This window comes from Ignavibacteriales bacterium, from assembly GCA_026390595.1.
Classification (GTDB): domain Bacteria; phylum Bacteroidota; class Ignavibacteria; order UBA10030; family UBA10030; genus UBA9647.
This window is the reverse complement of record JAPLFQ010000022.1, coordinates 144,334-158,013: the sequence shown is the minus strand read 5'-3', so window position 1 is coordinate 158,013 and position 13,680 is coordinate 144,334. Positions and strand designations below refer to the sequence as shown.

The following is a 13,680-nucleotide window of genomic DNA, read 5'->3' as shown; positions in this document are numbered from 1 at the left end:
AACCTCTGGTCGGGTGCTTACAGGGCAATGTACGGATTCTTGAGGAGAAGGTCGAACACGTCGGGAAAAGGGGGTGTTCTTCTTTGATAGAAGATGATCATCGCAGAGTCGCCGAGGATGCGGAGGCACCACACTTCTGTGGATTCTGGTTAGATGCGTTTGAGGATGGCGATCGAAACATCGTCGAATGCCCGCGCTTCGCCGATGAAGCGGTCAACCTCTTGCAGCAGTCGATCGCCGATTTGTTCAGCCGAGTACGGCGTGAGCTGGGGAAGAAGGTCGAGAATACGTTGTTCTCCGAGGAACGCGCCCTCCAGGTTCCGGGCTTCGGTGAGTCCGTCGGAATAGATCACCATCGTTTCTCCCTTGCCGAGTTCGATATATTGTTCATGAAATGTCGACTGCGATGAGAGGCCCAGAGCGATGCCCCCTTTTTCTGTCTTCTCGATCTGACCGCCGCGCAGGATGACCGGAGGAAAGTGTCCGGAGTTTACCATGCGGACAGAGCCGGAGTCAGGCTGGATTTCGACATAGACGACAGAGGCGAACAGGTTGGGGAGACTGTCACGACAAAAGATGAAGTTGAGCTTTGAGGCGAGTGCATCAAGAGATATGACGTCCGGGACGAGCGCCCGGATTGTTGCCTGGAGTTTCGCTGTGAGCAGAGCGGCGCGCAGGCCCTTGCCCGCAATGTCGCCGAGCGTGATCCCGATCCTCTGGGGGGTGATTTGAATGAAGTCCACCAGGTCGCCGCCGACCTCGTTGGCAGACCGCGTATAGAGCCAGAGGCTCCACCCCGGAACCTGAGGCGTGCGTTCCGGCATGAGCGCATTCTGCACGGCGTGGCCGGCTTCAAGCTCTTCGTGCGCGAGAAGCTTGTCTTTGAGCTCGAGCATGATGATGAACAACAGAACGAGCGCACCTATGAAATGAAATCCTTCGAAGCTCGATCCCTGTCCGTCGGTTCTCACGCTGACGTTGGAGATCAGCAACAGGATCGCAAGAAGGAGCAGGATGCGCCGTGCGGGCGTCAACTTCAGGAAGAGCCCCTCCAGGAACCACCAGGCGATGAATAGCCAACGTTTCACCTGTTTCATTTCTTTGAGCCGTTTCTGGCGTTCCTCGGTCAGCATGAAATCTTTCAGTTCGCTGAAGTCGCGCCGCATCGTCCGCTCAAAATCGCCGCGACGAAAATCATCCATGATAGTCCTGCCGAGGTTAGGTTTTGAATCAGAGGAGGGGTTGCCAGAGGTCATAGGTCTACGGTGTCAGGGAAAAAGGAACAATGGATACCATGAGGACGGCATTTGTGCGAGAAAGTTATAGCCGCTCTCCAAATTCACGAAACGACGCGCCGAGCGAGCCCAGCAGGCGTTGTATGAGCACACAGGCCCTGTGGACATAGCCAATGTCCAGCAAGAGAATGCCGAGCCCAATTCCCAATCCCACAAGGAACTGATACTTCGCATTTGTCAGGACTGCCTCAAAGAGGCTGGAAGCGACGGGACGGAAGAACGTCTCATCCAGGAAGCCAAGGAAAACAGTGGCGATCGAAAACGCTATGGCGAAGAGCGTTGCCAGCACGAGGGGCTGGAGATTCCTTAGTCTTACACTCTTCACGTAGAATACGGTGAAGAAGGCGTAAAGAACCCCGGCGAGAGTCGCATAGAAGATGGAATCTCTCAGTATCATCACCGGCTGGAGATGCCGAAAGAGCAACCCGATCGTCACGACGAACACCACCAGCAGCACCGCGAAGGCGTTTCTTCGATTGATCCGCAGCGTGTGAAAGAACAGCGAACCTGCGATGCCGAACATGATAAGCTGCGAAGTCCAGAAGTACGGGTGAAAGACGCGCGATTGAAAGACAATCAAGCCGACTACGAAACAACACGCGATCGACACCAATGATCTTCCCAGAACAGTTGCCACAATGGCCTCACTGGAACGCATACGCCGCCTCCCTTCCGGAGAAGCTTCAATGAATTCAAAACACGTACGGTATCAGCCTCTTTGTCTTCTCTGCATACTGCTGATATTCGGAATACCGTGCTCGTACCAGCTGTTCTTCGCATATCAGCCGCGTGATTGCACCCGCGAACACGAGGCACCCGAGAAGAGCATTCTCAGCCTACCAGTTGCCGGCGGCACCCGACCAACCGAACAGGAGAGCCGCCGCATAGATCGGATGGCGAATATACTTGTATGGACCTGTGGTAACGAGTCCTCCCTCCGTCGGAGCTGCAGAGAGATGAAAGCTCCGCGCTTTGAACGTGACGCGTGCCCAGACCATGAGAGAAACCGCCGCTGCCTGGAGCGCAATCACAACAGGTGAAAACGAAAAAAGCCCGCGGTTGAGATACAACAACATCAGTCCGGCGACCATGATCAGAAAGCCTGAAACAGAAAGGATGTTCATTCGGTCCCGGGTCACTGCTTCTCCTCCCCGGTCCTGCTATCGCCCGGTGTGGTGTATCTGGCTCCATCCTCACGGGCCTTCTTGATCGCCTGGTTGACGGCGTCGCCGAACGGGCAGGTCAGGATTTTGCCGTACCACGTTGATTCAGTGACAAGTTCGCCTATGGCTCTGTCAACACCCATGTTCTCAAAGGGTGTCCCGGGTCCTTTGAGTACTCTGGCGCTCGCGGTCAACTTGATGCTTTTCGTTCTGCCGCCCCATTTGATGAGGAAGAATGCGAGATAGACTCCGGGTTCGTATTCCTCCCAGTAATGCGGCTTCGACGCGATGATTCGCTCTTTGAGTCTCCTTGCCTCGTTCTCAGAGAGCGGAGTCTGATTGTGCAGGCAGACGACAACGTATTTCTTCATTTTGGCAAGCATACGATTCTCCTGTACGCGCTACTTCCCATCGATCAGGGAAAGCACCTTAGCCGTATCCATTCGTTTCGCCCAGGCTTCAATCTCGGCGATCGGACCAGAGAATTCAACGGTAACATTGAAAACGGCAGTTTTCGAGCTTGTCCCCTTTTCCGGCAACTTGGTATCGATTCGTGAAAGTTGCTTGGTGTTCTTGAGGCTGACGGGATCGAAGAAAATGTGGATGCTTCCTTCGTCTTCAGTCCCATCTTTCTTCTCTTTCAGCGCGATGACACCTGGTTTCTCAAACACAACAGCATCCGGATCGATCGTCGCTCCCGGGTTTGAGTTGATCTGAACCCGGAGATTGATCGGCACTTTTTGAGACGTTACAGCCTTCATCTGAACCTGGGCTGCCTTCTGCTGCATCTCCTGTGCCATTTTCGAGATGGCGGAGATATCGCCTTTTGCCTGCGCTTCAGCCATCTTCTTCTGATATTCCTTCTGGATTTCTTTGGCGTCTTTCTGGACCGCTTTTTCACTCCCGAACCTGCGTTCACCGCTCGCGTACACAGGATGGAAGAGACCCGACGAACTGTTCTTGCCTGCATCTGTGGGAAGATTGAAACTCTCTCGTTCCTTCGAATACCCCTCAGGCATTTGTCCGACGGCGTCGAGCACGGCTACGATCTTCTTTTTGACGGCTCCGACTTCGTCGCGCGTGTACTGACCGGCATCCTGGGCTGTACTGACTGCGAAGATAAGTGCGCACGATCCTATGAGAGCGCTGATTCGACCTGTCATAATCTTCTCCTTGTGATATGGTGACGAGAGTGGCGATGCGAATGATCTTGTGCTAGCGCATTCCGCTGTCGTAGTGAGCTTCTACAATCAGATATCTCCCGGCTGCGATGACAAAGGGGCCTGTCTCGGCGGTTATCGGAGACTCTTTCACTCTAAGATAGTAGGTCCCGGGTTGAACCGGGATGATGAATTTGCCTTTGTCACTCGTGGCCGCCTCCCGCACAATCTTCCGCTGAGCATCCAGTACCTGTATGGTGTTTACCTGCTCGAGCGGAGGTGGGATCCACCCGATCGGGATGGGACCGGGCTTGGAAATCAAAAAGACCTGTCCCTCGATGCCGGAATCGTCATCGAGTATGGAACCCGAGTCCTTGCACCCATCCCACGCGGCAAGGACGAAAATACACGCCAGGATAAGAGCGTGATGTTTCATGACCGTCTCCTGCAGAAACCAACAACGTTTACACCGATGCTCAGCACTGCATTGATTGGAGCAACGCGTGAAGAGCTTCAGCCATCGCGGCCCCGTACTGCCGCCCGGGCTGTCGCCGGAAAATCCTGTACCTTGAAGCCCCGGCATCCGATTGCCAGTCCACCTGACCGTCCTCTCGAACGGATGCAGTAATCGGGTCGAGAAACATCGGCCATCCGGATATCGAAGACCCGTTGCCGGCCACAAAACGCCATCCCTGCGGTGTGTTTGCCAGAGTGCGGCCAGCAGCCATCACGAGTGATGCTGTCGACCACAAGTTGCGCTTCGCAGACAAGACATGCTCCCACGCGGAACCTTTACCCTCTTCTCTGAGAGCGCGAATGATGTCTCCGCGTGCATTGCCAGTGAGTGAGTAACAAAACCATGCCCGAAGGGCGGGAGACAGGTCATGCAGCAGGGATTCATGAGAGGCCTTCCAGTGGGTGCCATACTCGTGGTCCTCGTCGAACGCTCCACGCTCTGTCGCGCAAGGGTACCAATGAATCGGCAATCCGGAGTTCCACAGTGCCTTGTATGCGATGAGATCGAGATTAACATTCCATTCGGTCTTGGTCTTTGCCGTCGCTCCCGCATTGAGTAGCAGGGCCCGCGTCCGTGTGCGCATCAGCTCGGGCTCGCGCAGGAATGCCGCAGCGACCACGCGTGCCGAACCCACCATCGAGATCACCACCGGTTCGGAGCTTGAACGCAGGATGCTCAGGAGCAGTTCGACGCCCGCCTGCTCTGACGGCGCACGATCGCGACAATTGTCCCCTTCATGTTTCAGCGGCTCAGAAGGACCAACGGCGATTGGAATTGTCCGACCAAGCAGGTAACTGAGTTGGACCACGGGGACAAAACCGGGATCTCGGGGAATATCGAATCCCTGCGGGGCCGCGTGCAGGAATCTCGTCGTTGTATCAAGGATGACTCCCCTGAGGTCGAGCTCCGGCAATGCCATCACCGTTGCAAGATCAAAGTGGTCGTCCGGATCCTGCGGAGGATGATAGAGATCGGTGATATGGACGAACGGGATTGTTACGGCCCCTATGAGTGCGTCGGCGCCCATACTATTGCATTTTCCTGATTCGTATTTCGATCCCTTTTTCGTCTTTGAGCAGGTTCATGAGAAGGGCAGTGTCGGTCTTTCCAAAGTGATAGGGATACAGAATCTTCGGTTGCATTCTCTTCGCGGCTTCGGCGACCATTTCGGGCGTCATGGTGTAAGGAAGATTCATCGGGAGAAAGGCAACATCAATTGTACCGAGCTTCGACATCTCGGGAATATTCTCCGTATCGCCGGCAGTGTAGATTCTTTTTCCGCCAAAAGTCAGGATGTACCCGCTCCCGGCTCCCTTTGCATGGTAGGGAACACCCTCGCTCCGCATATGAACGATATTGTATGCCGGCACGGCTTCGACTTTTATGCCGCTTATCGTTTGAGTTTCGCCGTTTTTCATGACGCTTCCACCGCGTACCTTCGGAAGACAGGCTTCGGTGCAAAGGATCTTCGTTTTATCACTTCGGAGTCCCTCGATTGCCGCACTGTCGAGGTGATCACCGTGCTCATGCGTGACGAGAATCAGGTCGGCCTTGGGCATTGTCGCAAAATCGGCGTATCGGCTGACAGGATCGATGTAGATGACCATACTCTTGAACCCGAACATCACCGAACCGTGGCCGAGAAAGGAGATGATGATGTTTCCTTCAGCTGACTTGAGCGTGTCACTCTCGTATTTCGGCTGGCCGAGGAGCGGCAACGCTACGACGGCCAACAGCAGCGCCGTGATGAGTGCGATTCGTTTCATGGGGCGACTCCTTTGAACATGAGAGAAACTGCATCCGTGAAAACAATTACAGTTCGATGGTCTTTGGATCCCGCTCTGTGTGCACGATTCTCCATTCCTGCTCGGCTGCATCAAAGTCCGCAATCTTCTCAAGCGGCATCTTGATGTACTTCCCGTGGCCAGTTGCAGCAACCACGCCGTCAGGAAGGAGGAGTTCTCCCGTTCCTTCAAAAAAACGGCTGGTATCGCTCGTAATTCTGCCAACCACGCGAAGCTCCTGGCCGAGAGGAATCGGTTTTTTGAATTTCGTCGCGAACTCCACCGTCACTCCCCATAGCATCTCCTTGTGCAGCACCATGATGGCTCGACCGATCGTCTCATCGAGAATTGCTGTGGTGATTCCGCCGTGGAGTCGCCCCGGGTAGCTCTGATGCTGATCTGACGGGGTGAAAACGCACACGAGCTCCTTGCTCTCCAGCTCGTAGAAGGAACTGTGCAATCCAAAGGGGTTTTTCAACCCGCAGACAAAACACATCTTGCTGTTCTGTTGCTTTCCGGTTACATGGTGGAGCAAGAGCGTGCCTCCTCTTGTCAGGTCGGTGCTGATGGTGTGTAGTGCGACGATGGGCTCTGTGCCGCAAAGGTAACGCAAATTGCGTGGAGTGTCAACAAAAGGGGGGCGACGATGAACACCAATGTACAGAGCACTCACATTACTTCAGCATTCGAAATTCGTTTGTTCATTATTCAGAATTCAAGATGAATCTCGAATAACGAACAAGGAATGGAGAATTTCGAAATTGCAGACTGTCAGCCCGGATCCAGACTCCACCGCCACACACGGCCGTCTTCAAGATCGATGACTTCTCCCAGGAACTTCATACCCACCTTCTGGAGAATTCTCGTCGATGCGTTTGTCTCAGGCAGAGTATGAGCGATGACGGAGTCGACTTCCGGAGACGACTGTGCGGCGTGAATGAGCATGGATGCCATCGCTGTCGCATAGCCCTTTCCTTCGAATACAGGGAATGTGAAGTAGGCAATCTCAACGCTTCTTTCCTTTGTCGGTGCTCCCTTGAATGCGCACGTGCCGACCATCTGTCTGGTGCTGGTGTCGATGGCGAGGTAACCGAACCACTTTGGATCTCCGCCGACCGTGGTCATGAGTTTCGTTGTTTGAGCGACCACGTCGAGGAGGATGCCGGCATTCTGACCCATCTGAACATTGTGGGAACGGCAGAATTGTTCGGTGTCAGTCTGCAGCAACCGAAGCGTTGCATGGCCGATATTGAGGAGATTGATTGTTTTCATGATGATCATGCCTGGGTTAGCGTATTGACTGAAATCGGCAACTCACTGACCGTGCGGTTCTCGAAGCCGGGCAGAAACGGAGTAAGGTGTTTCACATACGATGATCGTTAGTTCACATATCGCTCGTCAGATGGCTTCTGAGCGATTTTGGTGGCAGGAGGGGTAGGTACCCGGATTTTGGGCACTGGCTTGACAGCAACCTGAAGCGAAGACCGGGTCGTCCAAAAATAGACACACACAGCTCCCGCCACGCCGAAAGCCATGTCGATGTTGTTGACATCCTGTATATCCATCCCGGCTGCCCAGAGTCCGCTGCGAAGGGCGCCCAAACCGAATGCCAGGGCGAGCCATATCTCGATGCGGTGTGACTTCAGGGAGTGTTGTCTGTCGAAGTGTGCTGCAACCAGGAGGGAAAGTCCGGCGACGACGAAGATCCCGGCTTCAAGAGGCCGGAACACTGACATGTCGAAATCGCTCAGCGAGCGCCCCAGCAAATCAAGGATGAGCGCTGCGAATGGGATTCCGACGATGAAGCGATTCGATTTGAGGTGGGCAAGCATCTCGGCGGGCGTAATGTCCTTGTCTTGTTCCATGTTTTCTTCTCATCCCTCTATGAAGTGTCAAAGCCTGCCCCAATACCACTCCTGCCAAAGACCGCGGATGGCGACGTCTTGCGGCAAGCTTTTTCTCGCCCATATCTTCTCCGTGCAGTGAGGATGCCAGGCGTGTCTTAGCGTATCGCATTGGCGACCGGTGTCACGATGTTGTTGACCAGGACCTTTCCGTGGTCGACGGTCACCGTGTCAGCCTGCTTGATGGCACCGTATGATCTTCCGTTGACGATGAGTACATCACCGTCAATAACCACATCAGCATCGAGACAGGGAGTGAAGCGATAGAACGGCTTGTCGCTTGCGCTCTTGAGGAGTAGAGCGGGTGGCACGCTTGTCTTGAAGCAGTCTGTTACGATGATAACGTGGCTCCCGAGTTTTTCCTCAACGCGGCCCAGGAGGATGTTGTTTGACTTGTTGCAGGCTCCGAACTGGATCGCGACGCAAAAAACGATTCGTAGAAAACTCAGACGGTTCTTCATGACCGATTCTGTGTTGTGATGCTGAAGGATTTTGTGCCCACAACGAACTTGCGCCTTTGAGCAGGCGGGCAATGACGCAGAATAGTACGGAAATTCTCTGCAGCGCTCAAGCCGCTTGAGACTCACATCGCTATTCTTTACATTGGTCCATCGTCAGAAAGGACGGAGGGACCGCGTGCTCATACAGATTGCCACAACTTCACCCCCCTACATTGTCTCCCAGCAACGAGCCGCCGAAGAACTAAAACGCCGAATGGGCGAACGGCCCGCGGTCGCGCGCATGATCGACGCTGCCGCTGCCCGTTCGGGCATCGAAACCCGCGCCGTTGTCGTTCCGGATGCAGATCCGTCCGCCGCCACCCGCTTCTATTCCACGGATCCGGCCGCACCAGCGCCGGGTACAAGGGAGCGCATGCAACTGTACAAACAATGGGCAAATACGCTTTCGGTTGCCGCGGTGACTGATCTCCTTGTATCGACCGGCTATGCGCCATCGTCGATCAGCCGGCTGATCACGGTTTCGTGCACCGGATTTTCTGCACCGAACTTCGATCATCATCTTATCACAACGCTTGGTCTTCCGCCCGATGTTCAACGCACGCATATCGGTTTCATGGGGTGTGCCGCGGCGCTTGTCGGTTTTACATCCGTGTTTGAGTCATTGCGCGGGGCCGGCGCTGCGGAACGTACAACACTGCTTGTCTCCGTCGAGCTTTGCTCGCTCCATCTGCAAACAGAGCCGACACGCGACAATATTTTGGCCAACATGATTTTCGCTGACGGTTGCGGAGCTGCGCTGTTTTCCGCCTCGCACGACGTTCAGGCTAAAGCCCGCCTGGTTGGAACCTCTTCGCACATATTCCCTGCATCAGCGCAACTGATGGGATGGGAAATCGGGAATACCGGATTTGAGATGATGCTCTCTTCGGAATTGCCGGAGATCATTCTCCAACAAGCAGTGCCGGTAGCCAGACAGGTAATCGGGCGCATGGGGCTCGAGCCGGAGCGTATCCGTCACTGGGCCCTGCATCCCGGCGGGCGTGCGATCATTGACTCGCTTCAGAACGGACTTCGTCTGACCGATGAGCAAACTGATCCGTCCCGTGCCGTTCTTCGTCGGTACGGCAACATGTCGTCCGCGTCAATTCTCTTTGTCCTGAAAGAACTCTTTTCCCGTACGCGACTGCAAAAGGATGAGTGGCTCTGCGCGATTGCGTTCGGTCCCGGGCTGTCCATGGAACTGGCCTTCCTGAAAGGGATTTGATGCTGGGTCCACGCAGCACGTCCAGGGAAATCATGGACGATATGTCGATCAACGACGAACGGATCGACGCTGCCCTGGCGGAATTGAGTGTGATCAATCGTTTGCTCGGTGGCGACCGGGTTTCCACGTCGGGCATCAGACGAGCAACCGAGGCAATACCGATTGATCGTCCGCTCCAAATCCTCGACTGTGGAGCGGGAGGCTCGGACCTTGTTCACGCGTTGCGCGAGCTCGGACGACCGTTCCACGTTACAGCCCTTGATCTGAATTTCCGCGCCTGCCAATCTTCCCGGCCACGGATCTCGCCGATGAGCGTGGTTAACGCGTCGGCGCTCCGACTGCCGTTCTGCGATCGTTCATTCGATATCGTCCACGCCGCTCTGTTTTGTCATCATTTTACTGAGCCTGAACTTGACGGGTTGTTCGCCGAATGGTCACGAGTGGCCCGAGTGGGCATCGTCATCAATGATCTGCGAAGATCGGTCTGGGCATTCCTCGGCATCACGCTTCTGACGTCCCTGTTTTCACGCAGTTCGATGGTGCGACACGATGGGCCGCTATCCGTCCGACGCGGCTTTTTGAAGAAGGAACTATCCGAAATTGCTTCCAGACACGGATCGGTGACCATCACGCGCCATTGGGCGTTCCGCTGGCTGGTTTCCATTTCATTCCCCGAAGATCGCCATGGCCGAAAACAGGTATGACTGCGTGGTTATTGGAGGCGGGCCGGCCGGGGCAACTGTGGCACTCCAGTTGGCACGAGCGGGCTATTCCGTCTGCCTGGTGGAACGCCGGACATTTCCACGCGAGATCCTTTGTGGCGAATTCCTCTCACACGAGGTGGTCGGCATAACCCGCGACCTTGGCATCGAGAGTGAATTCCTTTCACTCGGCCCGGCTCGGATCTCGAGGTTCACGCTATGTCCAGATCGGGGACCGATGTTCTCCGAACTGCTCGGTTTTGCGGGATATGGCATGAAGCGTGGGGCGTTCGATGAGCTTCTGTTGAACACGGCAGCCAGGAACGGAGTGAAGCTGCTACAGCCGGCTGAAGCGGATGACATTCTTCGGAGTGCGGATGGTTTCGAGATTCATTGTCGAATGGACGGCGCACCATTGATACTTTACTCACGGTGGTGTATATGCGCGTACGGAAAGACTTCTCCGCTTGACAAGCGGTTGGGTCGACAGTGTGCAGGAGCACGCACACAGATGAACGGCATGAAGTTTCACGTGCCGTCGGAAGCGTTGGTCGGAATAGATGAGGACGAGATTCGGATTTTCGCCGGGCCCGGGATGTATTGCGGAGTCAACCATGTTGGAAACGGATTCGCAACGATTTGTTTCCTTGAGCGGCGATCGGGCGACGATGTTCCGCCTCGGGCACGCCTGCGTGAACTGATGAGGGCAAACCCGCACTTTGCTGATGTCATGGGCGGGTCTGGAATTGCGACGGCAGAACGTGCACAAGTCTATGGGACAGGCAACATCTTTTTCGGTGCGCGAAATCTCGTTGAGAACGGAATCTTCATGATAGGCGATGCAGGCAGGGTGATTTCGCCGCTGGCAGGTGATGGCATCAGCATGGCGATGCAAAGTGCTCATATGCTGGGGCGGCTTTTTCTGGATGCCCGCAGTTCAACTCCCGATGAGCGTGCTCTGGAGGCGGAGTATCGCAGGCGATGGGAGCTCATGTTCAATTCTCGCATACGCGCCGCAGCCGCATTGCAGCGCATCGTGCTTTCGACTCCGCTCCGCCGCTTCGGGGTCGCTCTGCTGTCACTCTCTCCTTCCTTGCTCCGGTCGGCTATCAGTCTGACACGCGGGCCGTCGTTGAACCAGACTGACTGAAGCAACCTTCACATCTCTCCAAGAATTATCGTCGGATTCTGATCATACACGTGTATCGGCCGTAGGCATAAAACGGGGCGGCTTGCGATGCTTCGTGGCCTGCTCGAACGCGTAGGCAAGTTTGATCAGTGTAGGCTCGCTCCACGCCCGCCCGAAGAAGGAAATCCCGACGGGAAGTCCGAATACGAACCCCGCGGGAACTGTGATGTGCGGATACCCCGCTACCGCGGCGGCCGTTGAGCTGCTGCACAGAAAATGATCGCCCGTCACAAGATCGCTGACCCATGCCGGACCCTCGGTTGGCGCGAGCAGGGCATCGAGTTTGTACTTGTCCATGATTGCATCGATCCCTTCTGCCCTGGACAGACGGAGGTTTTTTTCGCGAGCATCTATGTACTCCTTGTCGGTGAGCGGTCCGCGTGCTTCTGCTTTTATGAAGGTATCCTGACCAAAGTATGCAAGTTCGGTCTTCCTATTCCGCCCGTTGAATTCGATGATCTCCTTGAGCGAATGCACCGGAGCGTTCGGGCCGAGGCGTGCAAGATACGCGTTCAGATCGGCCTTGAGATCGTACTGAAGAACGGTTCCTTCTGCCTTACCCAGCTGTCCGAGAGCATCAATGTCTGCCGGATCTATGATGACCGCACCGCTCTTTTTCATCGCCTCGAAGGCATCATTCATCAGCGCATCGACATCATCGTGGAATCCAAAGTACCGTCTCACGACGCCGAGCCTCGCCCCTTGAAGCCCTTTTGAGTCAAGGAATTGTGTATAGTCCGCGAACGATTTCCCCCGGCTCTCCGACGTCGCGTTATCCTGCGGATCAATGGCCGCCATTGCGCTCAGAAGTGCCGCCGCGTCACTGACAGTTCGTGTCATCGGACCTGCAGTGTCCTGTGTATGAGAGATGGGGATGATGCCCGACCTGCTCACAAGTCCGACCGTCGGTTTGATACCGACGATACCATTGATCGACGAAGGACTGACGACGGATCCATCTGTTTCCGTCCCGATCCCCACCGCACAGAGGTTTGCAGCAACGGCCGCCCCGGTTCCCGAACTTGATCCGGAGCAATTGCGGTCGAGAGCGTACGGGTTCCTCGTCAAGCCGCCACGTCCGCTCCATCCGCTGGTGGAGCGGCTTGCCCGTATGTTTGCCCATTCGCTGAGGTTTGTTTTGCCGAGGATAATTGCGCCTGCCGCACGCAGTCGCTGGACGAGAAAGGAGTCAGCCGGAGGTTTCGAGCCGACCAGCGCGAGCGATCCGGCTGTTGTCGACATCCGGTCGGCAGTGTCGATGTTATCCTTGATGAGGACGGGTATGCCGTGCATCGGTCCGCGCGGTCCTTTTGCCTTTCGCTCCTTGTCGAGTTCATCGGCAATCTTCAGCGCATCGGGGTTGAGCTCGATTATGCTGTTGAGAGCGGGGCCCTTTTTGTCGATTGCTGCGATGCGGGCCAGGTATTTTTGCGTGATTATGTGGGCGGTGTATTTTCCGGTACTCATTCCTTTCTGCAGCTCTGCGACTGTGACCTCGTCCAATTCGAAGGACTTGATTTCAGGAGAAGAGAGGGGAGAGGGGGAGATTTCCTTTGCTCCGGCCTCCTGCGGGAACGCTGCGATGGCTATTCCGCCCGTCAAGCCTGTCTTGAGGAAGTTTCGGCGATTCAGATAACCGGAGCCGGAGTTAACTTTTTCGTCAGGGAACATGACTTGACCTCCTCAGGGAAGTGGGAAGAAGCGTTCAGGCCTTTTTCAATTCTACTTGATTCTTACCAGGGAGACCAGGTAACTCCCTGCGAAGCCGGAGACCAGTCCGACAGCGGCACCAATCACAAACTCGAAAGGCCACAGATTGTGGTTCGTGGGATCCTGGATTGTCTCTACGAGCACTCTCGCGAGAACGGACAATCCAAAACCTGCCGCCACGAAACAAGCTGTGCGGTACTTTGACAGACTGCTAAACAATGCGGGCAATCCTCCGGCGATCATGCCCGCGACCATCCATTGTCCCAGAAACCCCGGGCTCGTCAGATCAAGACTATCGTACGGAACAGGCCAGAGTGGCAGTCCTCCCGCCATGAATCCCCCAAAGACCGTAGCGACAGTCCAGCGGTCGCGATAGGTCACATTTTCTGAATTGATGCCTGGCATCGCTTCCTCCAAAAAGAAGACAATTTAAAAGACCGATGTCACTCCATGTCTTTCGCGCAAAACCCCGGTCAACCACATCGGGGGCGAACGCAGCAAACGCAAAGATTTTGATCCTCAGCGAAAAATA

At 55.2% G+C, this 13,680-nt stretch carries 17 protein-coding genes; 3 read left to right on the top strand and 14 right to left on the bottom strand.

Features of this window, described 5'->3' with window-relative positions:
• Positions 1-149: 149 nt before the first annotated feature.
• The 12 genes from NTU47_12065 to NTU47_12010 all read right to left on the bottom strand — a co-directional run bounded on the left by NTU47_12065 (position 150) and on the right by NTU47_12010 (position 8,284).
• Complete coding sequence (locus tag NTU47_12065; GenBank protein MCX6134541.1) at positions 150-1,202, bottom strand: PP2C family protein-serine/threonine phosphatase; 1,053 nt, start codon at positions 1,200-1,202, stop codon at positions 150-152.
• A gap of 118 nt (positions 1,203-1,320) precedes the next feature.
• Positions 1,321-1,953 (bottom strand): hypothetical protein, encoded by a 633-nt coding sequence (locus NTU47_12060; GenBank protein MCX6134540.1) that lies wholly within the window; start codon positions 1,951-1,953, stop codon positions 1,321-1,323.
• 178 nt (positions 1,954-2,131) lie between these two features.
• Positions 2,132-2,434, bottom strand: a complete 303-nt coding sequence (locus NTU47_12055; protein MCX6134539.1) for a hypothetical protein — start codon at positions 2,432-2,434, stop codon at positions 2,132-2,134.
• Entirely contained in the window at positions 2,431-2,841 is a 411-nt protein-coding gene (locus NTU47_12050) for a hypothetical protein (protein MCX6134538.1), read from the bottom strand. Before NTU47_12050 ends, NTU47_12055 begins: the two co-directional genes overlap by 4 nt.
• Positions 2,842-2,859: 18 nt before the next feature.
• Positions 2,860-3,621, bottom strand: coding sequence for a hypothetical protein (locus NTU47_12045; GenBank protein MCX6134537.1), 762 nt, complete (start codon positions 3,619-3,621; stop codon positions 2,860-2,862).
• A gap of 52 nt (positions 3,622-3,673) precedes the next feature.
• A complete protein-coding gene (locus NTU47_12040) occupies positions 3,674-4,054 on the bottom strand; it encodes a carboxypeptidase-like regulatory domain-containing protein (protein ID MCX6134536.1) in 381 nt (126 codons plus the stop codon).
• 40 nt (positions 4,055-4,094) lie between these two features.
• Entirely contained in the window at positions 4,095-5,162 is a 1,068-nt protein-coding gene (locus NTU47_12035) for a hypothetical protein (protein ID MCX6134535.1), read from the bottom strand.
• 1 nt (position 5,163) lies between these two features.
• Positions 5,164-5,901 carry an MBL fold metallo-hydrolase gene (locus tag NTU47_12030; GenBank protein ID MCX6134534.1) on the bottom strand — a complete coding sequence of 246 codons (738 nt, stop codon included), beginning with the start codon at positions 5,899-5,901 and terminating at the stop codon, positions 5,164-5,166.
• Positions 5,902-5,947: 46 nt separating this feature from the next.
• On the bottom strand, positions 5,948-6,454 hold the full coding sequence (locus NTU47_12025; GenBank protein MCX6134533.1) for a PaaI family thioesterase: 507 nt from the start codon (positions 6,452-6,454) through the stop codon (positions 5,948-5,950).
• A gap of 236 nt (positions 6,455-6,690) precedes the next feature.
• Positions 6,691-7,191, bottom strand: a complete 501-nt coding sequence (locus tag NTU47_12020) for a GNAT family N-acetyltransferase (GenBank protein ID MCX6134532.1) — start codon at positions 7,189-7,191, stop codon at positions 6,691-6,693.
• Positions 7,192-7,298: 107 nt separating this feature from the next.
• Complete coding sequence (locus NTU47_12015; protein ID MCX6134531.1) at positions 7,299-7,784, bottom strand: hypothetical protein; 486 nt, start codon at positions 7,782-7,784, stop codon at positions 7,299-7,301.
• A gap of 137 nt (positions 7,785-7,921) precedes the next feature.
• Positions 7,922-8,284: a hypothetical protein gene (locus tag NTU47_12010; GenBank protein MCX6134530.1), complete on the bottom strand. Its 363-nt coding sequence runs from the start codon at positions 8,282-8,284 to the stop codon at positions 7,922-7,924.
• Between the two features lie 142 nt (positions 8,285-8,426).
• On the opposite strand from NTU47_12010, the gene NTU47_12005 reads away from it, so the two are divergent.
• From NTU47_12005 to NTU47_11995, 3 genes are read left to right on the top strand one after another with little or no spacing between them, the layout of a single operon-like run.
• Positions 8,427-9,548 carry a type III polyketide synthase gene (locus tag NTU47_12005; GenBank protein MCX6134529.1) on the top strand — a complete coding sequence of 374 codons (1,122 nt, stop codon included), beginning with the start codon at positions 8,427-8,429 and terminating at the stop codon, positions 9,546-9,548.
• Entirely contained in the window at positions 9,548-10,252 is a 705-nt protein-coding gene (locus NTU47_12000; GenBank protein MCX6134528.1) for a methyltransferase domain-containing protein, read from the top strand. Before NTU47_12005 ends, NTU47_12000 begins: the two co-directional genes overlap by 1 nt.
• The gene (locus NTU47_11995) at positions 10,233-11,399 is read left to right on the top strand and encodes an NAD(P)/FAD-dependent oxidoreductase (protein MCX6134527.1); all 1,167 of its coding nucleotides are present in this window, start codon (positions 10,233-10,235) and stop codon (positions 11,397-11,399) included. The genes NTU47_12000 and NTU47_11995 overlap by 20 nt, the downstream gene beginning before the upstream one ends.
• Positions 11,400-11,441: 42 nt before the next feature.
• Here the strand turns inward: NTU47_11995 and NTU47_11990 are convergent, their stop codons facing one another.
• Together NTU47_11990 and NTU47_11985 are read right to left on the bottom strand one after the other, a co-directional pair.
• On the bottom strand, positions 11,442-13,109 hold the full coding sequence (locus NTU47_11990; protein MCX6134526.1) for an amidase: 1,668 nt from the start codon (positions 13,107-13,109) through the stop codon (positions 11,442-11,444).
• 51 nt (positions 13,110-13,160) lie between these two features.
• Positions 13,161-13,553: a hypothetical protein gene (locus NTU47_11985; protein ID MCX6134525.1), complete on the bottom strand. Its 393-nt coding sequence runs from the start codon at positions 13,551-13,553 to the stop codon at positions 13,161-13,163.
• Between the last annotated feature and the right edge of the window lie 127 nt (positions 13,554-13,680).